Annotated in this window: 25 protein-coding genes, 1 tRNA gene and 1 pseudogene; 4 read left to right on the top strand and 23 right to left on the bottom strand. The window is 63.6% G+C overall.

The window, feature by feature from the left end:
- The 3 genes from NKI47_RS11630 to NKI47_RS11640 form a co-directional block, all read right to left on the bottom strand.
- Positions 1–315, bottom strand: coding sequence for a hypothetical protein (locus tag NKI47_RS11630; protein WP_352569558.1), 315 nt, complete (start codon positions 313–315; stop codon positions 1–3).
- A 303-nt stretch (positions 316–618) separates the two neighbouring features.
- The gene (locus NKI47_RS11635) at positions 619–915 is read right to left on the bottom strand and encodes a hypothetical protein (protein WP_352574655.1); all 297 of its coding nucleotides are present in this window, start codon (positions 913–915) and stop codon (positions 619–621) included.
- 208 nt (positions 916–1,123) lie between these two features.
- Complete coding sequence (locus tag NKI47_RS11640; protein ID WP_023678059.1) at positions 1,124–2,620, bottom strand: CoA-acylating methylmalonate-semialdehyde dehydrogenase; 1,497 nt, start codon at positions 2,618–2,620, stop codon at positions 1,124–1,126.
- A gap of 378 nt (positions 2,621–2,998) precedes the next feature.
- Between NKI47_RS11640 and NKI47_RS11645 the strand changes: the two genes are divergently transcribed.
- Positions 2,999–3,880: a LysR family transcriptional regulator gene (locus NKI47_RS11645; RefSeq protein WP_352590043.1), complete on the top strand. Its 882-nt coding sequence runs from the start codon at positions 2,999–3,001 to the stop codon at positions 3,878–3,880.
- A gap of 37 nt (positions 3,881–3,917) precedes the next feature.
- Here NKI47_RS11645 and NKI47_RS11650 read toward each other — a convergent pair.
- The 8 genes and pseudogenes from NKI47_RS11650 to rsfS form a co-directional block, all read right to left on the bottom strand.
- Positions 3,918–5,195 (bottom strand): annotated as a pseudogene (locus NKI47_RS11650) (D-amino acid dehydrogenase); the annotation flags it as partial.
- A 117-nt stretch (positions 5,196–5,312) separates the two neighbouring features.
- Complete coding sequence (alr, locus tag NKI47_RS11655) at positions 5,313–6,464, bottom strand: alanine racemase (protein WP_352590046.1); 1,152 nt, start codon at positions 6,462–6,464, stop codon at positions 5,313–5,315.
- Positions 6,465–6,493: 29 nt separating this feature from the next.
- Positions 6,494–7,015: an RNA pyrophosphohydrolase gene (locus NKI47_RS11660; protein ID WP_352574652.1), complete on the bottom strand. Its 522-nt coding sequence runs from the start codon at positions 7,013–7,015 to the stop codon at positions 6,494–6,496.
- A gap of 1 nt (position 7,016) precedes the next feature.
- Positions 7,017–8,213 (bottom strand): divergent polysaccharide deacetylase family protein, encoded by a 1,197-nt coding sequence (locus tag NKI47_RS11665; protein WP_023678064.1) that lies wholly within the window; start codon positions 8,211–8,213, stop codon positions 7,017–7,019.
- A gap of 202 nt (positions 8,214–8,415) precedes the next feature.
- The gene (locus NKI47_RS11670) at positions 8,416–9,741 is read right to left on the bottom strand and encodes a S41 family peptidase (protein WP_023678065.1); all 1,326 of its coding nucleotides are present in this window, start codon (positions 9,739–9,741) and stop codon (positions 8,416–8,418) included.
- Positions 9,742–11,085: a murein hydrolase activator EnvC family protein gene (locus NKI47_RS11675; RefSeq protein WP_023678066.1), complete on the bottom strand. Its 1,344-nt coding sequence runs from the start codon at positions 11,083–11,085 to the stop codon at positions 9,742–9,744.
- A 151-nt stretch (positions 11,086–11,236) separates the two neighbouring features.
- Positions 11,237–11,719 (bottom strand): 23S rRNA (pseudouridine(1915)-N(3))-methyltransferase RlmH, encoded by a 483-nt coding sequence (rlmH, locus tag NKI47_RS11680; RefSeq protein WP_023678067.1) that lies wholly within the window; start codon positions 11,717–11,719, stop codon positions 11,237–11,239.
- A 61-nt stretch (positions 11,720–11,780) separates the two neighbouring features.
- Positions 11,781–12,158, bottom strand: coding sequence for a ribosome silencing factor (gene rsfS, locus NKI47_RS11685; RefSeq protein ID WP_023678068.1), 378 nt, complete (start codon positions 12,156–12,158; stop codon positions 11,781–11,783).
- 239 nt (positions 12,159–12,397) lie between these two features.
- Here rsfS and NKI47_RS11690 point away from each other — a divergent pair, with 239 nt between their 5' ends.
- Complete coding sequence (locus NKI47_RS11690) at positions 12,398–13,255, top strand: mechanosensitive ion channel family protein (RefSeq protein WP_023678069.1); 858 nt, start codon at positions 12,398–12,400, stop codon at positions 13,253–13,255.
- A gap of 29 nt (positions 13,256–13,284) precedes the next feature.
- Here the strand turns inward: NKI47_RS11690 and NKI47_RS11695 are convergent, their stop codons facing one another.
- The 5 genes from NKI47_RS11695 to obgE form a co-directional block, all read right to left on the bottom strand.
- On the bottom strand, positions 13,285–14,574 hold the full coding sequence (locus NKI47_RS11695; protein ID WP_023678070.1) for an MFS transporter: 1,290 nt from the start codon (positions 14,572–14,574) through the stop codon (positions 13,285–13,287).
- A 74-nt stretch (positions 14,575–14,648) separates the two neighbouring features.
- Entirely contained in the window at positions 14,649–15,236 is a 588-nt protein-coding gene (locus NKI47_RS11700; RefSeq protein ID WP_031212055.1) for a nicotinate-nucleotide adenylyltransferase, read from the bottom strand.
- 250 nt (positions 15,237–15,486) lie between these two features.
- Positions 15,487–16,773, bottom strand: a complete 1,287-nt coding sequence (locus NKI47_RS11705; protein WP_023678072.1) for a glutamate-5-semialdehyde dehydrogenase — start codon at positions 16,771–16,773, stop codon at positions 15,487–15,489.
- Between the two features lie 13 nt (positions 16,774–16,786).
- Entirely contained in the window at positions 16,787–17,941 is a 1,155-nt protein-coding gene (gene proB / locus NKI47_RS11710) for a glutamate 5-kinase (RefSeq protein WP_023678073.1), read from the bottom strand.
- A 2-nt stretch (positions 17,942–17,943) separates the two neighbouring features.
- A complete protein-coding gene (gene obgE / locus NKI47_RS11715; protein WP_352590050.1) occupies positions 17,944–18,975 on the bottom strand; it encodes a GTPase ObgE in 1,032 nt (343 codons plus the stop codon).
- Between the two features lie 171 nt (positions 18,976–19,146).
- Between obgE and NKI47_RS11720 the strand changes: the two genes are divergently transcribed.
- Positions 19,147–20,016 carry an endonuclease/exonuclease/phosphatase family protein gene (locus NKI47_RS11720; RefSeq protein ID WP_023678075.1) on the top strand — a complete coding sequence of 290 codons (870 nt, stop codon included), beginning with the start codon at positions 19,147–19,149 and terminating at the stop codon, positions 20,014–20,016.
- 10 nt (positions 20,017–20,026) lie between these two features.
- Here NKI47_RS11720 and NKI47_RS11725 read toward each other — a convergent pair whose 3' ends face one another.
- From NKI47_RS11725 to NKI47_RS11735, 3 genes are all read right to left on the bottom strand, one after another.
- Positions 20,027–20,614 (bottom strand): GNAT family N-acetyltransferase, encoded by a 588-nt coding sequence (locus tag NKI47_RS11725; protein WP_023678076.1) that lies wholly within the window; start codon positions 20,612–20,614, stop codon positions 20,027–20,029.
- A 120-nt stretch (positions 20,615–20,734) separates the two neighbouring features.
- Positions 20,735–21,004 (bottom strand): 50S ribosomal protein L27, encoded by a 270-nt coding sequence (rpmA, locus tag NKI47_RS11730; RefSeq protein WP_023678077.1) that lies wholly within the window; start codon positions 21,002–21,004, stop codon positions 20,735–20,737.
- A 98-nt stretch (positions 21,005–21,102) separates the two neighbouring features.
- The gene (locus tag NKI47_RS11735; RefSeq protein ID WP_023678078.1) at positions 21,103–21,810 is read right to left on the bottom strand and encodes a 50S ribosomal protein L21; all 708 of its coding nucleotides are present in this window, start codon (positions 21,808–21,810) and stop codon (positions 21,103–21,105) included.
- A gap of 338 nt (positions 21,811–22,148) precedes the next feature.
- Between NKI47_RS11735 and NKI47_RS11740 the strand changes: the two genes are divergently transcribed.
- Positions 22,149–22,238: transfer RNA gene (locus NKI47_RS11740), tRNA-Ser, on the top strand.
- Between the two features lie 212 nt (positions 22,239–22,450).
- On the opposite strand, the gene NKI47_RS11745 is transcribed toward NKI47_RS11740, so the two are convergent.
- From NKI47_RS11745 to NKI47_RS11760, 4 genes are all read right to left on the bottom strand, one after another.
- Entirely contained in the window at positions 22,451–22,783 is a 333-nt protein-coding gene (locus NKI47_RS11745) for a hypothetical protein (RefSeq protein WP_352590053.1), read from the bottom strand.
- A gap of 284 nt (positions 22,784–23,067) precedes the next feature.
- Positions 23,068–23,928 (bottom strand): hypothetical protein, encoded by an 861-nt coding sequence (locus NKI47_RS11750; RefSeq protein WP_502898033.1) that lies wholly within the window; start codon positions 23,926–23,928, stop codon positions 23,068–23,070.
- Positions 23,929–23,981: 53 nt separating this feature from the next.
- Positions 23,982–25,268: a DEAD/DEAH box helicase family protein gene (locus NKI47_RS11755; RefSeq protein ID WP_352590056.1), complete on the bottom strand. Its 1,287-nt coding sequence runs from the start codon at positions 25,266–25,268 to the stop codon at positions 23,982–23,984.
- Positions 25,269–25,704: 436 nt separating this feature from the next.
- Entirely contained in the window at positions 25,705–25,857 is a 153-nt protein-coding gene (locus NKI47_RS11760; RefSeq protein ID WP_352590059.1) for a hypothetical protein, read from the bottom strand.
- Between the last annotated feature and the right edge of the window lie 131 nt (positions 25,858–25,988).

Here is a 25,988-nt window from a genome sequence, read left to right on the forward strand (position 1 = left end):
TCATGCGCCCTGGCCGGGCAGGGCCATCACGTTTTCCCAATTGTCGCCGGCCGCGACGATGCAGCTTCTGCCAGCGATATCGGTGACGACGATGGTCCAGGTTCCGGTCTCGGCGACAAAGACTTCCATGACCGCCTCATGACCGATTAGCCCCAAAGCAAACTGCCTTTCCTGGAACTTCTCGCTCAAATGGGCGACGATCTCGCCATGTTCAACGCAGTATTGATATTGCGCGCCTGCGGTGTTCGTACCCACCGCCAATGCGCCAGCAAAAACCAGGGTTTTCACCCATCTCAACAGCGATTTGCGTGCCATAGGGCACCTCCTTTGCCATCACGTTCCGGCAAAGGAGGGGTTTGACGGCCTCATTTTGCCGGAGCGATCCAGGCCGGTTCCGACGTCATCATCATCGCGTCGTTCCTTTCTGTGTTCCGGTCTGCCATTGGTGGGAACGATTCCAGATGTTCCCATTATGTTCTCGATATATGGTATCGGCAATGGAAAAGCGCAAGCAGGCGCCCAAGCGGGCGCCTGCAGATCCGTTTTACGGTTGTCGCCGAAAGAATGAGCGACAGGCCGCGCGGCCATGCCGAGGCGCGCAGACCCGTGATAAATCGTTCAGATGCCTGGCAGCGCCGCTGTCGTCATCGCGCTTTCCCAGCCTTCGCCGACTGAAATCACGCAGCTTTGACCTTTTGTGTCGCTGGCGAGGATGGTCCATGTGCCCTTGTCGGAAACGAAGACTTCAAGCACCACATTCGGATTGACGACGCCGACTGCGCTCGGGTTTTCATGAAACTTCTCGCCGAGCGCCTTGACCATATCGGCGCGAGCCGCGCATTGCTCGGCAGCCATTGCCGGTATCGCGGAAACTGCCACTGCAGCGCAAGCTATTGTCGCCATGAGACGTGCCATCTGACACCTCCTTTGCGCCGGACATATCCCCCGGAGCCGTCACCAGCGCCGTTGGTTGATCTGCCAGCGTCTCCTTCGCGGCAGGACTGCAACCTAAGAAGATTGCTGCCTTCTTGGTTCCATCACATTAGTGTTCATGCCGATGAAGACCGCGACAAAAAGGCCCGAGCTTGGTGCCCGGGCCTTTTCTTGCTTTCTGCGATTTGGATCAGTTCATCGTCGGGATGACGAACTCGGCACCATCCTTCACGCCGGACGGCCAGCGCGACGTTACCGTCTTGGTCTTGGTGTAGAAGCGGAACGCGTCCGGCCCGTGCTGGTTGAGGTCGCCGAAGGAGGACGCCTTCCAGCCGCCAAAGGTGTAGTAGGCGATCGGCACCGGGATCGGCACGTTGATGCCGACCATGCCGACCTGAACCCGCGAGGCGAAGTCGCGCGCCGCGTCGCCGTCGCGGGTGAAGATGGCGACGCCATTGCCCATCTCGTGCTCGTTGGCGAGCTTGATGGCGTTCTCGTAGGTCGGTGCGCGCACCACCGACAGCACCGGCCCAAAGATCTCTTCCTTGTAGATGCGCATGTCGGCGGTCACGTTGTCGAACAGGCAGCCGCCCATATAGTAGCCGTTCTCGTAGCCCTGCATGGAAAAGCCGCGGCCGTCGACGACCAGCTTGGCGCCTTCCTTGACGCCGGTGTCGACATAGGATTTGACCCGTTCCAACGCCTGCGCCGTCACCAGCGGGCCGAAATCGGCGGAAGAATCCGTCGACGGACCGACCTTCAGGCTCTCGACGCGCGGCACCAGTCTTTCCATCAGCCGGTTGGCGGTGTCGTTGCCGACCGGGACGGCCACCGAGATCGCCATGCAGCGCTCGCCGGCCGAGCCGTAGCCGGCGCCGATCAGCGCGTCGACCGTCTGGTCCATGTCGGCATCGGGCATGATGATCATGTGGTTCTTGGCGCCGCCGAAGCACTGCACGCGCTTGCCGGCCGCACAGCCGCGCGAATAGATGTACTGGGCGATCGGTGTCGAGCCTACGAAACCGATGGCCTTGATGTCGGGATCGTCGAGGATGGCGTCGACCACTTCCTTGTCGCCGTTGACGACATTGAGGATGCCCGCCGGCAGACCGGCCTCGATGAACAGTTCGGCAATCCGCATCGGCACGCCCGGATCGCGCTCCGACGGCTTGAGGATGTAGGCATTGCCGCAGGCGATGGCCGGCGCGATCTTCCACAACGGGATCATCGCCGGAAAATTGAACGGCGTGATGCCGGCGACCACGCCGAGCGGCTGGCGCATCGAATAGACGTCGATGCCGGGGCCGGCGCCATCGGTGAACTCGCCCTTCATCATATGCGGCGCACCGATGCAGACCTCGACCACTTCGAGGCCGCGCTGGATGTCGCCCTTGGCGTCGGCGATGGTCTTGCCGTGTTCGCGCGCCAATATCTCGGCCAGCGCGTCATACTCCTTGGCGACCAGCTCGAGGAACCGCATCAGGACGCGTACGCGTCGCTGCGGATTGGTCGCCGCCCAGCCGGGCTGTGCGGCCTTGGCGTTTTCGACCGCCGCGCGCAATTCCGCCTGCGAAGCCAGCGCCACCGTGCCGCGCACCGTGCCGTCCATCGGCTGCATGACGTCCTGCTTGCGGCCGCTGGTTCCGGCGACGCGCTTGCCGCCGATGAAATGACCGTATTCGATCATGGTCTCTCTCCCTGGTTCGTGATGAGGCATTGTCCGCCTTTGCGGGAGCGATGGCAACGCGAGCGAAAACGCAACCGTTGTGCGGAGAATAGATAGCGGTTGACGGCAGAGCATCAATTCTCGCAAATAGGAAGAATGCAGGTCCCCAGCAGCAAGGATTGAGATTGAGTTCCTTCACCGCCCCCCTCTGTCCTGCCGGACATCTCCCCCTCAAGGGGGGAGATTGGCTGTCACGCCCGCCTTCGGAAATCTTCACCGCGGCAAGAAAGACGCCTGCGGCGAAACTGCCAATCTTCCCCCTTGAGGGGGAGATGTCCGGCAGGACAGAGGGGGGCGCGAAGGAACGCGGTTTTGATCGTTATCGCCAGGACCACCCTCATGAACTGGGATGATGCCCGTATCTTCCTTGCCGTAGCGCGGGCCGGCCAGATCCTCGGCGCCGCCAGGCGGCTGGAGCTTAATCACGCGACCGTCTCGCGCCGCATTGCCGCCCTCGAGGATGCGCTCAGGACAAAACTGTTTCGCCGGCTTACCACCGGCAGCGAGCTGACGCCGGCGGGCGAGCGTTTCCTCGAGATTGCCGAACGCATGGAGGGCGACATGATCGCCGCGCGCTCGACCGTTTCAGGCGAAGGCGACGACGTCTCGGGCACCGTGCGCATCGGCGCGCCGGATGGCTTTGGCGTCGCCTTCCTGGCCAGGCGCCTCGGCGCGCTGACCGCTCTGCACCGTGAGCTCACCATCCAGCTGGTGCCGGTGCCACGCTCCTTCTCTTTGTCCCGGCGCGAGGCCGACATTGCCATCACCGTCGAACGGCCGACGGAAGGCCGCCTGGTGGCGGGAAAGCTGGTCGACTACACGCTCGGCCTGTTCGCGTCGCGGGCCTACGCCGACACCCATGGCCTGCCCGGAACCGCCGCCGAGCTAGGCCAGCATACGCTGATCGGCTACGTGCCGGACCTGATCGTCAGTCGCTCGCTCGACTACGCGGCCGAATTCAGCCCCGACTGGCGCACCAGCTTCGCTATTTCCTCCGCGCTCGGCCAGGCCGAAGCAGTGCGTTCCGGCGCCGGCATCGGCATCCTGCACACCTTCGTTGTCCGCTCGATGCCGGAGCTGGTGCCTCTCGATATCGTCGCACCCATACGCCGCGCCTACTGGCTGGTCTATCATGAATCGGTCAGGCCGCTGCGCCGCGTCCAGGTCGTCGCGAGCTTCATTACCAAGGCCGTCGAACGGGACAGGGGTTTGTTTGCGTGAGCCTGCCGGCCGCTGGCTGTCTTAGCTGGTGGGCGTCTTACTTGGCGTATCGTCCGGGCCCGAGATCGCCGACGTCGATGTCCGGCACCCGGCTGGAGATGATGTCGGCCAGAACTTTGGCCGAGCCGCAGGCCATGGTCCAGCCGAGTGTGCCATGGCCGGTGTTGAGATAGAGATTGGAGAAATCGGTGCGGCCGATCAGCGGCGGCCCGTCGGGTGTCATCGGCCGCAGCCCGCACCAGAAGGTCGCCGATCGCATGTCGCCGCTGCCCGGAAACAGGTCGCCGACCGAATGTTCGAGCGTGCGCCGCCGCGATTCGTGCAGCCGCAGGTCGAAGCCGGAAATCTCCGCCGTGCCGCCGACCCGGATACGGTCGCCGAGCCGGGTGATCGCTACTTTGTAGCTCTCGTCCATCACGGTCGAGACCGGTGCGGCGGCGGCGTCCTTGATCGGCAGGGTGATCGAATAGCCCTTGACCGGGTAGACCGGGATGGGCCGCTTCAGCATGCGCATGAACCGTGCCGAATAGCTGCCCATCGCCATCACATAGGCATCAGCGACCATCCAGCCCTTGCTGGTGCTGACGTTGGTGATGCGATCGCGCTTCTTGACGACGCGCCGTATCTCCGTGTCGTATTCGAAGGTGACGCCGCGTACCGCGCAAAGCTTGGCAAGCCTGTCGGTGAACATCTTGCAGTCGCCGGTTTCGTCGCCGGGCAACCGCAGGCCACCGACGAATTTTTCGCGCACGCCGGCCAGCCCAGGCTCGGCCGCAATGCAGCCGTCGGGGTCGAGGACCTCGTAGGGGACGCCATAGGCCTTCAGCACCTCGACATCGCCGCCGACGCCGTCGATCTGCTTTTGCGTTCGGAAGAGCTGCAGCGTGCCTTTGGCGCGCTCGTCATAGGCGATGCCGGTCGCCTCGCGCAGCGCCTTCAGCGTGTCGCGGCTGTACTCGGCCAGCGGCACCATGCGCGCCTTGTTCAGCGCGTAGCGTTCAGCCGTGCAATTGCGCAGCATCTTGACCAGCCACATCCACATATGCGGATCGAGGGCCGGTCGCACCACCAGTGGACCGTGCTTCATCAAAAGCCATTTGATGGCCTTCAGCGGAACGCCGGGCCCGGCCCAGGGCGAGGCATAGCCGGGCGAGATCTCGCCGGCATTGGCAAAGCTGGTTTCCAGCGCCGGGCCTTTCTGGCGATCGATCACCGTCACCTGATGACCGGCCTCGGCAAGAAAATAGGCGGTGGTGACCCCGATCACGCCGCCGCCCAGCACGAAGATCTTCATCGTTTGGTTCTCCGCGGCGGCATCTCGTCGGGATTCGAGACCGGGATCATCGCCGCCTCATGTCTGCCGGATTCTGTGGCGTCAGCCAAGTGCCGATGCTTAGGGAAAAGACATGCGTGAGGACAACAACCTTGCGTCCTAGCCATTCACATAGCGCCGGTGGAAACGGTGGCCGAGGCAGGTCAAGACCTCATAGCCGATGGTGCCGGCTTGGCCGGCTACCTGGTCCACCGTCTGCGACGACGGTCCAATGAGTTCGACGAGGTCGCCGGCCTTCAGCCTGCCGGGCGGCAATGCGGAAATGTCGAGGATGATCGAATCCATCGAAACCCGGCCGACGAAGGGCAGCCGCACATTTTCGAGCCAGGCGGAGGAAGCGGCGCGTCGATGCCAGCCATCGCCATAGCCGAGCGAAATCGTAGCCGCGGCAAGCGGAGCCTTGGTGTGGAAAGTGTGACCGTAGCCGACACCGGCGCCGGCCTCCAATATCCGCGTCTGGATGACCTTGGCTTGCAATCGCACCACCGGCAGCATCGGATTGTCCTTCGCCGGCGTCGGATTGACGCCATAGAGAGCGGCACCCGGACGAACGAGGTCGTAGTGATAGCGCTGCCCGAGAAAAATGCCTGATGAATTGGCAAAGGAAGCCGGCGCTTCCGGCAGCATCCGGCGCAGCCGTTCGAATTCCAGCCGCTGCCGCTCGTTGGCCGGCTGCTCGGGTTCATCGGCGCAGGCGAGATGGCTCATCACGAACGTCAGTTCGACACCGTCGAAAGCCTGCGGATCCTGCGCGACTGCCTTCACCTCGGATGGCGTCATGCCGAGCCGCGACATGCCGCTGTCGACCTGGACGGCGGCTGGCAATTTGCGGCCCACCCGCCCCGCCGCTTCACGCCATGCCGAGAGCTGGCTGGCGCTGTTGAGTACGGTGCAAAGCCCTGCCGCAACCGCTTCCCTTTCCGCACCCGGCGGAATGCCGTTCAGCACATAAATGGCCGGGTCTGAGCCGAGCGCCTTGCGCAGCAAGATGCCGCCGGCCAAATGCGCAACAAAGAAAGTATTACAGCCCTCACCCATCAGCGCCGCCGCCACCGGCGCCGCGCCAATCCCATAGCCGTCGGCCTTGACCACTCCAGCACAGCCGACGCCGCCCAGCCGCGCCTTCAGCCGCCGGTAGTTCTCACGGACGGCGCCGAGATCGATGGTCAGGATCGCCCCTGCCGCGGCTTCGCTGATCGGTTCGCCCAGGGTGACGGTCGGCGGAAGAGATTTGCTGGAGATGTCGTTCATGCCGACCTGTTTTAACGGAAGGCCGGCGGCTACGCCACCAGGTGCCGGAACGCCGCCACCACGTCTTCGTAGACCTTGCGCTTGAACGGCACGATTAGGCCCGGCAATTCCAGCATCGGCCGCCACGCCCACCGGTCGAACTCGGCCTTGTGGCCACCCGGCGGCGGATTGATCGCGATCTCGGTTTCGTCGCCGTGGAAACGGAAGGCAAACCATTTCTGCGTCTGGCCGCGATATCGTCCCTTGAAGGCGACGCCGACCAGATGCGCCGGCAGGTCGTATTTGATCCAGTGCGGCGCCTCGGCCAGCAGCGACACCGAGCGCATGCCGGTCTCTTCGTAAAGTTCACGCGCCGCCGCGGGCAGCGGCTCCTCGCCATCATCGATGCCGCCCTGCGGCATCTGCCAGAGCTGCGTCGTTCCAGCGAATTCGCTGTCCGGCTCGGCAATGCGACGGCCGACCCAGACCAGGCCGGCCTCATTGAGGACCATCACCCCTACGCAGGGCCGGTAGGGCAGCGTCTCGGGGTCAACGAGCTTGTTCTTTGCCATCTCAGCCTTTTTCCGGATCTATGGCCACCGCCGAAACCGGCACGATCTCGATGCCACGCTTCTTGGCCTCGGTCACCCAGGAAGACACGGTATCCACCGTCAGGTCGAAAGCCGAGCCGATGCCGACGGCAAACCCTTTCGCCCGTGCCGTCGCTTCCAGCCCATCCAGTTTCTTCAATATGGCGCCGCGGTCCTGCACCGCATCGATCGCCGTATCGCCGCCGACGAACGGCACGCCGTCCTTCAGCGCCAGTTCGGGTGCCAGGCTGCGCGCCGACGAACCGTCGTCGACATAGGCCAGACCACGCTTGCCAAGCTCGGCCATCAACGGCCCCATCGCCGTCGCGTCGGCCGAAAAGCGGGCGCCCATATAGTTCATGACGCCGGTGTAGTTGGTCGTTCGCGACAGCGCCCAGCGTAAATTCTTCAAATTCTCGTCCGGCGTTGCAGCCACGGTCAGCGTGTTACGGCCGGGATTGACGTTCGGATAGTCGAACGGCTCAAGCGGTACCTGCATGATGACCTCATGGCCGCTCTGCCGCGCCACCTGCATCCAGCGGCCGATGCTGTTGCCTTGCGGCGCGAAGGCCAGCGTCACTTCCGCCGGCAGCTTGGCGATGGCTGCCTGCGTGCCGGTCTGCGACACGGCAAGCCCGCCGATGACGAGCGCGACGCGTGCACCGCGAGCCCCGGACCACGGCCGCGCATAGACATCGAACGGGCGCCTGCCGTCGGCGGCGCGGATCGGCAACGGACCGGTTTCGCTGGCCTCGACCAGCGCCTTGTCGGGAATGTGCGCGATCCTGAGGTTCTGGCCGATCGTCGAAGGGTCGCGGATGACGATGGCCGCATTGGGTGGACCGTCGCCCTCTTCGGTCTGGACATGGATGATCTGCGGACCGCCCGTCTTCGGCCCGCTTATGTTGGCCCCCCTTGCGTTGCTTGGCGCAGCCATTTCGGGCGTCGCCTTGGCGGGCGCGGCGACGGTATCCGCCGCCGGCGTCTTCGGCGTCGAAACGGCTACTTCTTGCAGCTTCCGGAACGGCTTGTCTCGCAAGGCGATCGCGCTGGAGACGCCGACCACGGACAGCACGACAAGCGCGGCCGCGACCGCACCGGCGCTGATCCCGCTGCCTGAGCGCGGCAGCCGGATCGCCTGTCCGAGAGGTCGTTCTATGTCCTTGCCGATATCAGCCAAGCCCGCACCCCCCGGCGTGCATCCCCGAAGTAAACCTTCTCCGGAGGCGCAAAATCCAAAATGTCGGCGCGTCCCCTTGCTCCACTGGACGCGCAGCATGCCGGCCGCAGCCCCGAATCAAACTGCCGGAGCCTCGCGGCCCCGGCAGCATCGCATCGCTTCGCTCAGGCAGCCAGACCTGTTTGGCCCGGCTTGCCCGCCCTTACTGGTTCAACACGGCCTTTTGCGGATTCGGCGGGAACGCCGGATCGGTCTTCTGGCCGCGCAGCAGTTGCTCGGCATAGATGAGCTGCAAATCGTCCTTGGGTTCCGGCGGCACATAGGCGGCCGAGCCCGAACCGGTCGTGCTTTCGTCGGCGCCCTTGATATGGCCCTTGAGGTCCGATTCGCCGCGCGTCAGGTCCCTGCCCTGCAGTTCCGCCGGCAGCGGCTGGTCGACCTTGATGTCGGGCGTGATGCCCTTGCCCTGGATCGACTTGCCGGACGGCGTGTAATAGAGCGCCGTCGTCAACCGCAGTGCCCCGTTCTCGCCGAGCGGAATGATGGTCTGCACCGAACCCTTGCCGAAGGACTGCGTGCCGACCACGGTGGCGCGGCGCAGATCCTGCAGCGCGCCGGCAACGATTTCCGATGCGCTGGCCGAGCCGCCATTGACGAGCACGATCAGCGGCTTGCCGCCGATGTCGTCGCCGGCCCGCGCGTCGAAGCGGGTGACGTCCTTCGGATCGCGGCCGCGCGTCGAGACGATCTCGCCACGGTCGAGGAAGGCATCCGACACGCTCACCGCCTGGTCGAGCAAACCGCCCGGATTGAGGCGCAGGTCGAGCACGTAGCCCTTGAGCTTGTCGTTCGGCACCTGCTTCTTGATGGTGTCGATGGCATTCTCGAGGTCGTCATAGGTCTTTTCGGTAAAGGAGGTGATCTTCATGTAGCCGATGTCGTTTTCGACCCGGAACTTGACCGCCTTGACCTTGATGATATCGCGCACGACGGTCAGTTCGATCGGCTTGTCGGCGCCCTGGCGCAGGATGGTGAGCTTGATCGGCGTATTGACCAGCCCGCGCATCTTCTCGACGGCGTCGTTGAGGGTCAGGCCGCGGACCTCCTCGCCGTCGATCTTGGCGATATAGTCGCCGGCGAGCACGCCTGCCTTGGCGGCCGGCGTATCGTCGATCGGCGTGATCACCTTGACCAGGTCGTTCTCCATGGTGACCTCGATGCCGAGGCCGCCGAATTCGCCCTTGGTCTGCACGCGCATGTCCTGCGCTTCTTCGGCATTCATGTAGGAGGAGTGTGGGTCGAGCGACGACAGCATGCCGTTGATGGCATTTTCAACCAGCGACTTGTCGTCGGGCGGCGTCACATAATTCGCCCTTACCCGTTCGAAGATATCGCCGAAGATCGCCAGTTGCTTATAGGTCTCGGAGCCCGCAGCCTTCGCTGTCGAGCCGGGCGCGCCATAGACCAGGCTCATCGCCGATGCACCCATCAGCGCACCGGCAAACAGAAGCGACAGTTTCCGCATCATTCACGTCCTTCCAGAAAAACGGTCCGCCCACCATGGGGCCGGATCGACGGGTTTTCCATCCTTGCGGAACTCGACATAGAGCTCCGGTGTGGCATTTCCATTCTTCGATGCCGAGGTGCTCGCCACCCGGGCCTCTCCCATCGCGCCGACCGGCTCACCTGCGAGCACCGACTGGCCAGACGCGACGCTGATTCTGCTCATCCCCGCCAGGACGACATGATAGCCGTCACCCGCATTCAGGATCAAGAGTTGACCGTAAGAGCGGAAAGGCCCCGCATAAAGCACATTTCCATCCGCCGGCGCTGTGACGATGGCTCCCGATTGTGTCGCAACCATGTCACCGAGCATCACCGCGCCGTTACCGTCGTCGGCCCCGAAGCGCCGCTTGATCCTGCCGGTGACCGGCAGCGCGATCTGCCCTTGAAGCGCGGAAAACGGCGCGGCAGCGGTGAGCCTGTTGCTCTCCGGCACCGGCAGCGAGGCCAATTCCGTCGGCGCCGCAGCCGATGCCGGGCCCTTGTCGGCGTCGGCCGTCTTTTGCTCGGCTGCCTTGGCCGCATCCGCCGCCTTGCGGGCTCTGTCGGCCTCGAGCGAGGCGATCAGTTCTTTCAGGCTGCCGGCCTTGGCCGCCAGCGTCGCGGACCGCTGCTTTTCGGCGGCCAGCGCGGTTTGCGTATCGGCGGCGAGCTTCTGCTTGGCTTCGAGCAGCATGCCGAGCCGCTTTTTTTCCGCCGCCTGCTCGCCGACAGCTGCCGTCAGCCGCGCCCGCTCGGCCTCGATCGAGGCCGTCACCCGCGACTGCTCCTTGAGGTCGGCCAGCAACATGTCGGTCTGGTGGCGCAGTTCCGGCACCACGGCACCGAGCAGGATGGCGCTGCGCACCGACGACAATGCGTCCTCCGGCTTGACCAGGATCGCCGGCGGCGGATTGAGCCCCATGCGCTGCAGCGCGCCGAGCACTTCGGCCAGAACGTCGCGTCTGGCGGCCAGTGAGGCGCGGATCTTCTGCCCCTGCGCCTTCAGCCCTTCCAGCTTGCCGCCAATGTCCTCGATGTCCTGGCCGAGCTTCTGCTCGGTCATCGCCGACTGGATCAGCGCCGCGGTGATCGAGGCGTGGTCCTTCTTGACAGCCGCTATGTCAGCGGCGAGCTTGGCCAGCCGCTCGGACGACAGCGTGATCTCTTTCGATACTTTTTCGTATTCGGCGCGGCTCTGGTCCGGGTCGGGCGCCAGGTCGAGCGTGTTCTCGGCCCGCGCGACGCCGAGCGAAAGCGCGATCGTCGCCACGGCGATGCCGTAGCGCACGCGCCAGGAGCCCGTTCGTGATTTCCAGTCTTCAGACATTGAAGCCCAACTCTATGCGCGGCTTCGTTAACGAACCATCAACCATGTTCGAGCCCCGGCCGTCATCGACAAACCCCATGAGCCCAAACTGTCGATGAGCATTGGGGCAAAAATCCGGGCGGCTGGCATCAATTCGCCGACGGAGCCGACTTCATGAACGATGGTAGGGGTGACCGGAAAGGATCGTGGCCGCCCGGTAAAGCTGCTCGCCCAGCATCACGCGGACCAGCTGATGCGGCCAGGTCAGCGCGCCGAGCGACACCGTCAGATCAGCCAGGTCGCGCAGTGACTGGTCATGGCCGTCGGCGCCGCCAATGGCGATCACCAGCGCCTTGCGCCCGCCATCGCGCAGCGAACCTATGCGACCGGCGAAATCCTCGGAGGAAAGGTTCTTGCCGCGCTCATCCAGCAGCATCAGCGCCGTGCCCGGTTGCAAGTGCGTCTGCAGTTTCTGGCCTTCCTCGCGCCGGCGCTCATTGGCCGTCTGCGCGCGACCTTCGGCAATCTCGACGATCCCGGCGAATTCGAGGCCCACGGCAGGACCGCTCCTGGCAAAACGCTCGAAATAGCGGTCGGCCAACTGCTTCTCGGGGCCGGCTTTCATTCGGCCCACGGCATGAACCGTAATCTTCATCCCTGCCTCGAAGAGCCGCTGATGCATGTCGGACGACGACATGCATCAAGACGAATACGGCTCAGTGGAGGGTCTCCTCCTCGAGATCGGGCGCCTGCCACATCTTTTCGAGATTGTAGAAGTCGCGGACCTCGGGACGGAAGACATGGACGATGATGTCGCCCGAATCGATCAGGACCCAGTCGGCGCCAGCCAGCCCCTCGACGCGTGCAGTGCCGAGCCCGGCATCCTTCAGCGCCTTGAGGAGATGATCGGCAACAGCCGAGACATGACGGTGCGATCGGCCCGACGCGACGACCATGTAGTCGCCGAGGCTCGATTTCCCCTGAATGTCGATTGAGACGATGTTTTCGGCCTTGGAGTCTTCCAGACTGGCAAGGACTGTCTTGATGGCGCGGGACACGGCGTCGTTTACGCTGATCCCGGCCGGCGAAGGCACGATGTCGGCCTTCTTCCGCAGTGCTGTTCTCAGTGTATTTCCTTTCGCAGCAAGAACAACCAAATCACCTCTGAAATCAGGTGACACTGCTTAGATAGGCAGAGTTAGGTTGCAGTTTCAAGACACCGCTCGCAAGCAGGCACCCGGCAGCGGCCGAATATCCGGCTTTTCGGGCCAGAAAATCGGAACCGCCTCGCCCCGCAGCGGTTATCGGCTCATCCACGAACCGGAATCCCGACATGCCGATCGATCCCCAGAACGCTCTCCTCACCGTGCAATCCGGCCTGGCGCAACTCAGCACGCTGATCGTCTCCTACTCGCTTTCGGCGGTCGGCGCCGTCATCCTGCTGGTCATCGGCTACATCGTCGCCGGCCTCGCCGAGCGTTCGATCTATGCCGGCCTCGGCCATATCAGCGGCTTCGACGAAACGCTCCGCCATTTCTTCTCGCAGGTCGTCCGCTACGCCATCCTGGGACTGGTCGTAATCATGGTTCTCGGCCAGTTCGGCGTGCAGACGGCTTCGATCATTGCCGCTATCGGTGCCGCCGGCCTGGCCATCGGCCTGGCGCTGCAAGGCACGCTGCAGAACATTGCCGCCGGCATCATGCTCCTGGCGCTGCGGCCGTTCCGCATCGGCGAATATGTCGAAGTCGGCGCGATATCCGGCACCGTCGAGGAGATCGGGCTGTTTGCCACAACGCTGAGGACGGTCGAAGGCGTCTACGTGCTTGCACCCAACTCGACCCTGTGGAACCAGCCGGTCCGCAATTTCACCCGCAACGGTGTGCGCCGCGGCGACATCACGCTCAGCATCGGCTCCTGGAACGACATCGATTTTGCGCAGAAGACCATGCTCGGTGTCGCCGCCGCCGACCGACGCGTCAGGCGGCAGCCGGCGCCGATCGCCTTTGTCGCGACTGTCGGCGACAGCACCGTCGCCATCACCTTGCGCTACTGGACGGCGGCTGCCGATTTCTTCGCCGCCCAGATCGACCTCACCAAGAGCGTCAAGCAGGCGTTCGATGCCGAAGGCCTTTCAATCCCGGCGCCGGCGCCGCAAGTGCCGCAGCCGGAGGCCTCAGCCACGCAGCAATAGAGCATTTGAACCCGGCCGGCAGATGGCCCTCAAAGCTCTCCGCGCCCGCGCTGATCTTCGGGCGCGAAGGCGAGATCGACAGGCAACGGCGCCTGCGCCGTCATTGGCGCGAAACTGCCGGTCTCGGTGGCGGGCACCGGCCGAACCATGACGACGCGCCAGAGAACGAACAGGCAGTAGGCTGTGGCAATGACGATTGCCACATAGATGAAGGCCTGCGTGCCGTAGACGGCGGAAAGTCCGGTCACAATGCCGGGTACGACGAAGCCGGACAGCGACCAGGCAAACAAAAGCGAGCTCGACAACGCCACCATGTCGTCCTTGCCGGCGCGGTCGCCGGCATGGGCGCTGGCAAGCGAATAGATCGATTCCGAGGCGCCGTCCCAGACCACATAGATGACGAGCAGCACCGCCAGCGCGCCGCCGTCGAAACCGAGGGCAAACAGGCCCGCCGCGGCGGCAAGCGCCGACGCCGCGATCAGCACAAAGCGCCGGTCGGTGCGGTCGGAAATCCAGCCGAGCGGAATCTGCAGGATCAGCGTGCCGACCGGCATTGCCGAAAGCAGCAAGGCGACGTCGGCCTGGCTGTAGCCCTTGGCCGTGGCATGGATCGGCGCAAAACCCGAGATCGTCATCGACAGGCCGCCGACGGCAAGCATACCGGCAACGCCGACCGGGGAGATCCGCCAGGCGCGGCCGAGCGCCACGGACGCCGCTTGCGGCGCCGGCGGCTGCGCAAGCCGCGTCAGCCCGACGGGAAGGATCGACAGCGCGGTGAAGGCAATGCCGATCAGCGGCGCGTCGGCCGCGCGGATATCGATCAACGCCAGCGTCGAGTAGCCGACGCCGAGCCCGGCGACGTAGGCAACGTAGAAGATAGCCATGACCCGGCCGCGGATGGCGTTGGCGACGACATCGTTCAGCCAGCTCTGCGCGACAATGAACAGGCCGCATATGGCAAAGCCGTAGAGTGCCCGTGCAGCGATCCATGGCAATGGGTGCGGCCCCGCGCCGACCGCGGCGTTGGACAGCACGATCAGCGCCGACAGCACCATGAACACGCGGGCATGGCCGACACGCCGCACCAGCGGCCCGGTCAGGATGCAGCCGGCGAGGCCGCCAGCCGAAAGGCCGGTGACGATCAGCCCCGCCCATGTCGGATCGAAGCCCTCGGCGCCGAGCCGGACTGGGATATAGGCGAACATCAGCCCATTGCCGACGGCGATCAGCGCCATCGACAAAAGGATGCTGGCAATGGCGATCGACGGCGCCGGCTGCCCTAGACCGTTCTTGTCCTGGTCGCGCTCGAGAATCGTCATGACCGAGGATCGCCCATCAAGCAGGTCAAGGCAGCGGCAAAAGCGACATCACCGGACTTGCCTTCCGCGCCGGTTCAGCCCTTTGCCACCTTGCGGATCGCGCTCGACGACAGCGACGAACGCGGGCCGTGGATGAAGGTCCAGGCCGGCGCCGTCATGCGGGCGAGCCGCGGTGCGTCGCCCTCGTCGACGCGGGCATAGTCGAAGGTCTTGGCGACCACCGACGACAGGAACGACAGCGTCGCGCCTGGCCGGTCGACCACCGCGATCGGGAACGTCATGACGATGCGGCGCCAGCGCTGCCAGCGGTGGAAGTCGCGAAGCGAGTCGGCGCCCATGATCCAGACAAAATCGACGCCCGGGTTACGCGCCTTGACCAGCGCCAGCGTGTCGGCGGTGAAGCGGACGCGGTGGGCCGCCTCGAATGCGGTGACCTTGATCTTCGGGTTCTTCGCGATCTTTTCGGATAGCTGCAGCCGCTCGGCCAGCGGCGCCAGGTCTCCGGCATTCTTGAGCGGATTGCCGGGCGTCACCATCCACCACAGCTGATCGAGCGCAAGGCGTCTGAGTGCGATCTCGGCGACCAGCGCATGGCCGGCATGCGGCGGGTTGAACGAACCGCCGAACAGCCCGACCGCCACGCCTTTCCCGGCATGCGGCATCTTGAGATAGCGGGAGGATATGGCATGTTCGGACAAGGCAAGCATGCGTCAGGCACCCCCCTCTGCCGCGCCGGGCATCTCCCCCTCAAGGGGGGAGATTGTCAGCTTCATCGCAGGCGCAAATCTTGCAACGCCGCCGATTGGCGAAATCAGAAATGACAGCCAATCTCCCCCCTTGAGGGGGAGATGTCCGGCAGGACAGAGGGGGGTGGCTGGGCGCACGCCTCTCAGGCTCGGACTGTGGACGGATTCAAGGCCTCACCTGTCCCGACCCGCGCACGCGATATTTGAACGAGGTCAGTTGCTCGACGCCGACCGGCCCGCGTGCATGCATCTTGCCGGTGGCGATGCCGATCTCGGCGCCCATGCCGAACTCGCCGCCATCGGCAAACTGGGTCGAGGCGTTGTGCAGAAGAATCGCCGAATCGACCTCGTTGAAGAACCGGTCGACCGCTGTGGCGTCCTCGGCGATGATCGCCTCGGTGTGATGCGAGGAAAACGTCTCGATATGCTCGATGGCGCCGCCAATGCCGTCGACCAGCTTCACCGCAATAATGGCATCGAGATACTCGGTCACCCAGTCTGCATCGGTCGCGGGCTGGGCATCGGCATAAAGCCTCAGCGCCTCGGCATCGGCATGGATCTCGCAGCCTGCCGCCCGCAAGGCCTCGAGGATCGGCACCAGGTGCGTGCCGGCGGCGGCACGGTCGACCAGCAGCGTCTCGGCAGCACCGCACACCCCGGTGCGCCGCATCTTGGCATTGACCGCGATCTTGACCGCCATGTCGAGATCAGCCGATCGGTCGATATAGAGATGGCAGATGCCCTCGAGATGCGCGAAGACCGGCACCCGCGCCTCGTTCTGCACACGCTCGACCAGGCTGCGGCCGCCGCGCGGAATGATGACCTCGAGATTGCCGGAAAGTCCTTTCAGCATTTCGCCGACGGCGGCGCGATCGGTAGTCGGCACCAATTGTATGGCATCCTCCGGCAGCCCGGCTGCCTTCAGCCCCTCGACCAGGCAGGCATGGATAGCGGCGGAAGAATTCGCCGAATCCGAGCCGCCGCGCAGGATCACCGGATTGCCCGCCTTGAGGCAGAGCGCGCCGGCATCGGCGGTCACGTTAGGCCGGCTCTCATAGATGACGCCGACGACACCGAGCGGCGTGCGCACCCGTTCGATATGCAACCCGTTCGGCCGGTCCCATGCGGCAATGACATCGCCGACCGGATCGCGTAACCCGGCGATCTCGCTGATACCGTCTGCCATGGCGCGGATGCGGGCGGGATCGAGCTTCAGCCGATCCATCGACGCTGCCGATAGGCCAGCCTCCCTGCCATTTCTGATGTCGATGGCATTGGCGTCGAGGATGTCCTGCTCATGCCGAAGGATCGCCTGAGCCATGCCGAACAGCGCCGCGTGCTTGCGCTCGGCCGCAGCGATGGCCAGCGGGCGGGCCGCGGCACGCGCGCGGCGGCCGATATCGGCCATCAGCGCCACGGTATCATCCCGGGATTTTTCATGCAGCGTCAGCATGGCTCATCCTCCGCTATGTAACCTGGTCACCGACTACTTGCTCGCCACCGGCATGGCTCACCACAAGATCGTCGCGGTGGATCATCGCCGAACGCGCCTCGTAGCCGAGCACGGTTTCGATCTCTGTCGTCCTCAGCCCAGCGATCCTTACGGCATCGGCGGCATCATAGGCAACCAGCCCTCGCGCGATCTCGCGGCCCTCGGGCGACAGGATCGCCACCGTGTCGCCACGCGCAAAATTGCCGCTGACCAGTTTGACCCCGGCCGGCAGCAGCGACTTGCCGGAGAGCAGCGCGCCGATGGCGCCGGCATCGACGGTCAGCCGGCCGGCCGGTTCGAGCTGCCCGGCGATCCAGGTCTTGTAGCCCTTGACCGGATTGGCGCTCGGCCGGAAGAAGGTGGCACGCTCGCCGCGCTCGATTGCCAGCAGCGGCGACAGCCGCGTGCCCGATGTGATGATCATGGCGGTGCCGGCGGCGGTCGCGATCTTGCCGGCGTCGAGCTTGGTGCGCATGCCGCCGCGCGACAATTCCGAAGCAGCGGCACCCGCCATCGCTTCGATGTCGGGGGTGATGCGGTCGACGACCTGAATGAATCGAGCTTGCGGGTCACGCGCCGGCGGTGCCGTGTAGAGCCCGTCAACGTCGGAGAGCAGCACCAAAAGGTCGGCGCCCATCATAGTGGCGACGCGCGCCGCCAGCCGGTCGTTGTCGCCATAGCGGATTTCGGAGGTGGCCACCGTATCGTTCTCGTTGATGACCGGCACCGCCTTCATCTTGAGCAGTGTCGAGATCGTCGCCCGCGCGTTGAGATAGCGGCGGCGCTCTTCGGTGTCGCCGAGCGTCAGCAGGATCTGGCCCGATTTCAAGCCATTCTTGCCGAGCGCATCCGACCAGGCGCCGGCCAGCGCGATTTGCCCGACGGCGGCCGCCGCCTGACTCTCCTCGAGCTTCAGCGCCCGCTTGCCGAGGCCGAGAATGGTGCGGCCAAGTGCAATCGCGCCCGAAGACACGACGAGAATTTCGGCGCCGCCATTGGCCAGCACGGCGATGTCGTCCGCAAGCGAGGCCAGCCAGTCGCGCTTCAGGCCCGTCGTGCGGTCGACAAGCAGCGCCGAGCCGATCTTGACGGCAATGCGCCGATAATTTTTCAGCGATTGCGCGGCCATGGCTATGTGTTCCAGCGCGTCTCGACCGGCGCAGCGACAGCCTCGCGTGCATCGGCCACCACAGCGATCAGCGCGCGCAGCACCGCCTCGACGCCTTCGCCGGTGACTGCCGAAAGCAGCATCGGCGCGCGGCCGGCGGCACGTTTCAGCGAGGCGGTCTTTTTCTTGCGTGCGTCGGCATCGAGTATGTCGACCTGGGAAAGCGCGACGATCTCGACCTTGTCGGTCAGGCCGTTGCCGTAGGCTTCGAGTTCGGCACGCACGGTCTTGTAGGCATTGGCCGGATTTTCTTCCTGCGCCGAGACAAGATGCAGAAGGACACGCGTGCGCTCGACATGGCCAAGGAAGCGGTCGCCGATGCCGACACCTTCATGCGCGCCTTCGATCAGGCCCGGAATATCGGCAATGACGAATTCGCGACCGTCGATGCGGGCCACGCCAAGGCCCGGATGCAGCGTGGTGAAGGGATAGTCGGCGATCTTCGGCTTGGCCGCGGTGACCGCCGCCAGGAAGGTCGACTTGCCGGCGTTGGGCAGCCCGACAAGGCCGGCATCGGCGATCAGCTTCAGCCTGAGCCAGATGTTGAGCTCTTCGCCCGGCAGTCCGGGATTGGCGCGGCGCGGCGCCTGGTTGGTCGAGGTCTTGAAGTGCTGGTTGCCGAAACCGCCATTGCCGCCCTTGGCCAACAGAAAGCGCTGGCCGACGACCGTCAGATCGCAGATCAGCGCCTCATTGTCCTCGGCAAAGACCTGTGTTCCGGCCGGCACTTTCAGCGTTACGTCGGCACCCTTGGCGCCGGTCATGTTGCGGCCCATGCCGTGCGTCCCGGTCTTGGCCTTGAAATGCTGCTGGTAGCGATAGTCGATCAGCGTGTTCAGCCCATCGACCGCCTCGACCCAGACATCGCCGCCGCGACCGCCGTCGCCGCCGTCCGGGCCGCCGAACTCGATGAACTTTTCGCGCCGGAACGACACCGAACCGGCGCCGCCGTCGCCGGAGCGGATGTAGACCTTGGCTTGATCGAGAAATTTCATCGGATTGTATGGTTTCTGCTATTGGCTTTGCGGGATTGCTCTAAACCAAGGCGGGTCGAAGGGCGAGGGCCGTTTTTGCTACTGTACCGTCGCGCGTAGCTCTGGACGCGTAGCATTTGGTTGACCCTTGCCGAAAATCGATCCTCGGCTTTCCAAGCGCGAGATGTCGGAATGAAGCTGGTTACTTACAATATCCACTACGGCGTCGGCCTCGACGCCCGCTATGATGTCGGCCGTATCGCCGATGCCGTGCGCGGCGCCGACGTGATCGCGCTGCAGGAGGTCACCCGCGCCAACCCGAAGAATGGCGGCCGCGACATGGTGGCCGACCTCGGCGAGGCGCTGCCCGACTATTTTGCCGTCTACGGCAGCAATTTCGAAGCCGACGCCGGCTCGCGCCTGGAGAACGGCCGCGCCATCACGACCACCTTCCAGCTCGGCAACATGGTGCTGTCGAGGACGCCGATCCATCTGTCGCGCAATCTCCTTTTGCCGCGCAGCCGCAGTGTCGAGGCGATGAACTTCCAGCGCGGCGCGCTGGAGGCGCTGATCGAAACGCCGCTTGGTCCGATCCGCTTCTATTCCACCCATCTCGACCACCGTAGCCCGGTTGAACGGCTGAGCCAGATCCGCTTTCTGCGCCAGCGTCTGTTGAAATACCCGCTCGAGGGCGGCGGGCTCTCCGGCGTCGCCGAGATCGGCTTGCCGGACCTGCCTTGTCCCGAAGCCTTCGTCGTCATGGGCGACTTCAACATGCTGGCCGGATCGCCGGAACATGTCGAACTCGCCGGCCAGCCTGACCATGAATTCGGCATGCCGGTGACCGCCGACCTCGCCATCGATGCTGCCACCCGCCTCGGCGCTGCCGGCGCCGATCTCGTCACCTGGGTCGACCCCAAGCGGCCGGGCGATACCAGCCGCTACAAGCGCATCGACTACATCTTCACCAGCGCCTCGCTTGCCAAATCGCTGAGGCGCCTGTGGGTCGACCGGCAAGCGGCCGGTTCGGATCACTTGCCGATCTGGCTCGAGATGACGTGAGCCGCATCCATCAAAAATGCACCCAGTTCCGCAGGCTGGTCCAGGTCTTGCGATCGAGGCGGTAGCGCTCGACCGGCACCTGACCGGCAACGATCGAATTCAGCATGCCCTGGCCGGCATACTGGAAGCCGCATTTGTGGATGACCCGGCGCGAGGCCGGATTGATAACCCGCGTCGAGGCGTGCAGCACCTGGATCGTGGTTCTCTGGAAGGCAAGGTCGACCAGTGCGTGCGCTGCCTCCGTCGCGTAGCCGCGTTTCCAGTACGGCTCGCCGATCCAGTAGCCGAGCTCCAGCCCACGATCCGTGGTGTTGAGCCCGGCACAGCCGACGAAGGTCTCGGTGCCGGCCAGCGTCAGCGCATAGGCGATTCCGGCCCGGCGCGATGCCGTCATGGCCAGGAAAGCGCGTGCCTCCGCCTCGCCATAGGGATGCGGCATGCGGGCCAGCATTTCCGCGACATGGCGGTTGTCGGCGAGCGCCACCAATTGCTCGATGTCGCTCTCACGCGGGGCACGCATAACCAGCCGCTCGGTGACCAGGACCGGGCAATCTATCGTGTAACTTTCGTCGTCTGTCGCTTCCGCTTCGGCAACCATATCAAAGTCCTCCAGGCACAAGAAAAAGGGGAGATGGAAACCCATCTCCCCTGATCCATTTCCTGGCTTGGCCAGACACCGGTTCCCGAGATGGGTGCCGGTGTTCTCGTGCGGAACCGGCTACTCCGCTGCCTTCGTCATCGGGTTCACCGATACGTAGGTTCGGCCATTGGCTTTTTTGTTGAAGGTGACTGCGCCAGCTTCGAGCGCAAACAGCGTGTGGTCCGTGCCAATGCCGACATTGGTGCCGGGATGCCACGTCGTGCCACGCTGACGAATGATGATGTTGCCCGGAATCACGGCTTCGCCGCCGAACTTCTTCACGCCGAGCCGCTTGGAATGGGAGTCGCGACCATTGCGCGACGATCCGCCAGCTTTCTTGTGTGCCATCTAACTACTCCGATGCGCCGCGAGGCGCCTAAACGATCTTATGAACGCGTTCGCGTTCCGTTTCAAGTCCGATCCGGCGACGATTGCGCCGGTTCGTTCTACTTCTTCGCCAATTCCTTGGCCTGCTCGCGCCAGTCCTTGATCTGGTCGGCGCTGAACGGCATGTGCTCGTCGATCTTGGCGACGTCCTTGTCGGACAGCTTGGCGATCTGGGCAAAGGTGGTGATGCCCTGTTCGTTGAGCTGGCCGGCGGCGACCGGGCCGATGCCCTTGATCACGGTCAGGTCGTCCGGCTCGCCCTTCGGCGCCTTGAACAACGGCGCGGCGGCTTCGGCAGCCTTGTCCACGGTCGTCTCGGCCTTGGCTTCCTTCTTCGGCGCAGCCTCTGCCTTCGCTGCTGCCTTCGGCGCGGCTTCAGCCTTCGCCTCGGTCTTGGCTGCAACTTCGGCCTTCGCTTCGGTCTTGGCGGCGGCCTTCTTCGCCGGCTTGGCGCCACCCAGCAGGATTTCGGCAATCCTGACGGTGGTCAAAAGCTGGCGATGGCCGATCTTGCGGCGCGAATTCTGCCGGCGGCGCTTCTTGAAGGCGATGACCGTGCGGTTCTTGCCTTGCTCGACGACTTCGGCGGTGACCATCGCACCATCCACGAACGGCGCGCCGAACGTGACGTTTTCGCCTTCGCCATGCGCGAGCACATTACCGATCTCGACGATGTCGCCGACATTGGCTTCGAGTTTTTCGATCTTCAGGAGATCGTTGGCGGCAACGCGATACTGCTTGCCGCCCGTTTTGATGACTGCGAACATTTTTTGCCTTTCGCTGTTCGGTCGGCCTTGATGAACCGCTTCAGGCGGTTCGGCCGTCTTTTTGTCAGTCTGCGGGTTCAAAAAACAAGCGGCGCGGAAGATCCCTCCACGCCGATTGCGCGCTGTCCCTAGCCGAAGGTTCGGCTTGAGTCAAGGCAAGCGCCGCGGGCAAGCTGCGAACGGGTTGAGCCCAGTCCTAGCAAATATCGAGCAGCGGCTGCCGGAGGCTCGAAGGAAGCACGGACAGAAGCTGCGGCGCCGGGGCAGATTGGCCCTTGTAACCTGCCTGTCCAGCCGTTATCTAGTGCGCCGCGCCGGCAACGGCGGACCATGACCGCGGAGAGGTGGCAGAGTGGTCGAATGCACCGCACTCGAAATGCGGCATGGGTGCAAGCCCATCGGGGGTTCGAATCCCTCCCTCTCCGCCACATTTCACCTCTCAAATCTTCACCTAACTGATTGAATTTACTCGCTAATTCGCCGTTTTGGTTTGCGCCACCGGGCGACTATTTGCACTTTTAGCTCTGGTTTTAGCTCTAGAATCTGCTCTGGTTTCTGGCGGAGAAAGGTCCGCCGGTGGCTCTTGTAGGAGTATGGGCAAACAAATCAAACTCAGGCGGCGCGGTAGGGGCGGCACGCTCTATGTCGTCCGCGATGTCACGGCGCGCAGGTTGGGTGCAAAGCCACCGGCTTCATGTGCTGGCGTGAGGCAGACGGCATGCCCTTGTGGTCGGTCGATATCAGGTTGAGTTGATGCCTGCTGAGGTGGAAAGTTGACGACCAATTCACTAGCTTCCGGCATAACCAAAGGATCGAGCACAGATGTGGGGTGGCCTTCGAATTTTATTCGATATTGCACCGTGGTTTGTGCTGGCTCTGATTTTTGCAGTTGTGGTCGTAACGATTGTTCGCCGCATGCGCCATTGAAGGGCGGGCGGTAGCGGGCGCGGTCGATTGCCGGGGCGATAGGCATTCGCGGACGCCGGAGGCTCCAGCCAGCAGCGTTTCAAGGTTAAGTGCAGATTTCGGGACAATTTCTCAGCCCGAAGGTGAGGTCGGTGAGGTCTGGTTCCCTTACGCAAGTGACGCGAAAAAAACTCGTTGTCCGGAGAGACGGTGAGAACCAGCTACCCAACACATGATGATTTTTTTGGGTGACTATGCCCGACAGAAGCAGACCTCACCGACCTCACTCACCAGCCTCGATGGGCACCTCGTAGAAGCACCACCGGGCACCGTCCTTCTGCCGTTTACCCTTCACAAGTTCGACCCAAATCGTTTCATCCGTTCCCGATTTCGTGAGGGTGTAGGTGTCGAGAATTGCCAATGTAGCGAGCAACGGCCCTCTCGTCTCACGTCTCCGAACACGTCATCGATCTTGAGACATCCATACTGGAGGGCTCCGTTGTCGTAGGCGATGTTATCTGCTGCCGCCTTCACGTCCTTCAGCAGCTTGCGCAGAGCCGGGTCGTCAAAGATTTCCACTGCCTTATCCTTGGCCGCCTCTCGCGCCTTGCGCTGCTCCAGCTCCGGCGCGTCCTGGCCCACGCGGGCTGCAAGCGCATCCGGGTCGACGGCATCGAGTAGGCGCCCTGCCAAACCCGCGAGATCGACGCCGCCCGTCACTTTTGTGATTGCCGCGCGATCCTTGTCGCCGATCCTTTGGTCAAGAGCGGCCAGACGGGCCGCAAGGGTTGCGAAGGCGTCATCGTCCCGCCGTCCGGCGGCGATCTCGTCGATCAGCCGATCGAATCCTATGACCCGGTCACGATCGAGAGGTTGCGATACCGTCTTGAGGCTTTCGGAAACGCCAACCGCGTCGACCAGTACGAAACGCGTCTTTGCTTCGGCGTCCGGAGTGACCTCGCGCAGTTTCTCCGGCGATATCGTGCGGGCGCCACGTCCTTTCATCTGCTCGAAATAAAGCTCCGAACGGACATCTCGAAGGAAGATCAGCGCCTCGATCGGCTTGACGTCCGTTCCTGTCGCGATCATGTCGACGGTGACGGCGATGCGCGGGTTGTAGTCGTTGCGGAAGGCGCGGATCAGCTGTTCGGGATCGGCGCCGTCAGTCTTGTAGGTGATCTTCCTCGCGAAGTCGTTTCCCTTGCCGAACACCTCCCGGACCAGCCCAACAATCTCCTCGGCGTGGTGGTCGTCCTTGGCAAATATCAGAGTTTTCGGAACCTCGTGACGGCCGGGGAATAGTTCGGTGAAGAGTGTGTCACGAAAGGATTCGAGAACCGTGCGGATCTGGTTCGGGACCAGGACAGTCCGGTCGATCTGGTCCGGCGTGTATGCGAAATCTTCCGACAGGGTCTCGTAGCGTTCGGCTCGCGTTCGCTTATCGCGTAGCCTGCCTTCACGGTCGACCCGCGTTCACCGATTTCCGTCCGGATGCGGAAGATTTCGAAGCCGACATTGACGCCGTCGACCACCGACCGCTCATAGGGATACTGAGCCACGAGGTTCTTGTTGAAGAAGCCGAGCGTGTGAAGCGAGGGAGTGGCGGTGAGACCGACCGTGAAGGCATCGAAGTATTCGAGCACTTGCCGCCACGTGCCATAGATTGACCGGTGGCATTCGTCGGTGATGACCAGATCGAAGCTCTCGATCGGTATCAAGGGATTGTAGCTGATCAGGCGCTCGGTCGCCGGGCCAGACTGCTCGAAGGACGAAATCTCTTCGGCCTCTTCCGCAAGCTCCTTGCCGGTCAGCACTGAGTAGATGCGCTGAATAGTCGCGACCACTACCTGTGAATCCTTGTCCAGCCCCGCCGCGCCGAGCTTCTGGACGTTGTAGATCTCCGAGAATGATCTGCCTGTTCCCGGCGGGCGGTAAGCGAGAAACTCGTCCCGGGTCTGGCGGACCAGGTTCGCGCGGTCCGCCAGGAATAGGATGCGCCGGAAGCCGGCACGCGCCAGCAGCCGATAGCTCAGCGTGCAGGCAGTGAATGTCTTCCCGGCCCCCGTCGCCATCTGAACGAGCGCTCGCCGTTTGTTCGCCGCCAGCGACTGCTCAAGTGCAGTTACGGCGTCTACTTGACAGGTGCGCAAGCCAGTTGGATCGACCGGTGGCATTGACTGCAGCCGGGCACGAAGCGTCGCGGAATCCTTGATCCAGCGGTCAAGGGTCTCCGGACGGTGAAACGAAAAGACGATACGTGATGTGGAATCCGGATCGGCGTGGTCCCGGAAAAGCGTTTCCGAGGAGGAGGCAACATACTCGAAACGTACCTGTCCATCCGACCGCACCAGATGGCTTGGCGCGCCCGCCATGTACCGTGCCGCCTGCTCGGCGAAACCTGAAAGCGTCGATCCTTCCGGCTTGGCTTCCACGACGCCGCACAGGATTCGTCCGACAAACAGGGCATAGTCGACGGGACCGGTAGCGGTCTGGAATTCCCGGACAGCGACGCCAACGCCCGCTCCCAGGTTCATCTCGTCGCGAGTCTGCACCACCCATCCGCACAGCAACAGGCGCCGATCAATCTGGGATCGCGCCCTGTCTTCCGGATGAAATGCCCCCTCGTTCATTCGCGCACACTATGATGTGCAACCCTTCGGCGAAAGCCCGTTAGACGTTCGAAATGTTTCAACTGACTGTCTCACGGCGACTCTTCTACCGTGCGGGACTTAACAATCAGCTTTGCCGGCCAGCGGCTTTCCCTTCAGTCAAGCGTCCTGTTCTCGACGCAAAGGCAGGTTTAGCGGTTAGCTCAGGCCTCGAAGATTTCACCCCTACACAGACTTTGTTGGCGGACGGCTCAATTGCGCCGATAGTGTTGAAAAGTCCGCCACCGAGGCCGTAGGGCTGCGCGGATAGAATTTCGTTCCGCAAATGAATTGCCTGTGAATCTTGATTCCAGCAGTACGCCCAGCGAGAAATGCCTTTCTACTTCAGAGGTATGCCCTCCGGAGCACCAGACTTTTTCAACAAAATCCGCCAGGAGCGGTCATTGCCGAGCAGATACTCTAAGGTCGCGTTCTGGTCGAAATGGGCCGAGAGCAGACCGGCAGCTTCGCCGCGATATTCAACAGCGGACATTCAGGTTGGTGTGGGCATCGTCGTGACCTGTGATGGGTTTCGGATGCCGGCCGTCTACTGAGATGGCGTGGCTCGAGGCCGGCGTCCGGAAGCCTCCAGGGAAGGAACCCGCGGGGTGGAGATTTCGGTTT

The organism is Mesorhizobium sp. M0633 (assembly GCF_040320645.1).
Taxonomy (GTDB): Bacteria; Pseudomonadota; Alphaproteobacteria; order Rhizobiales; family Rhizobiaceae; genus Mesorhizobium.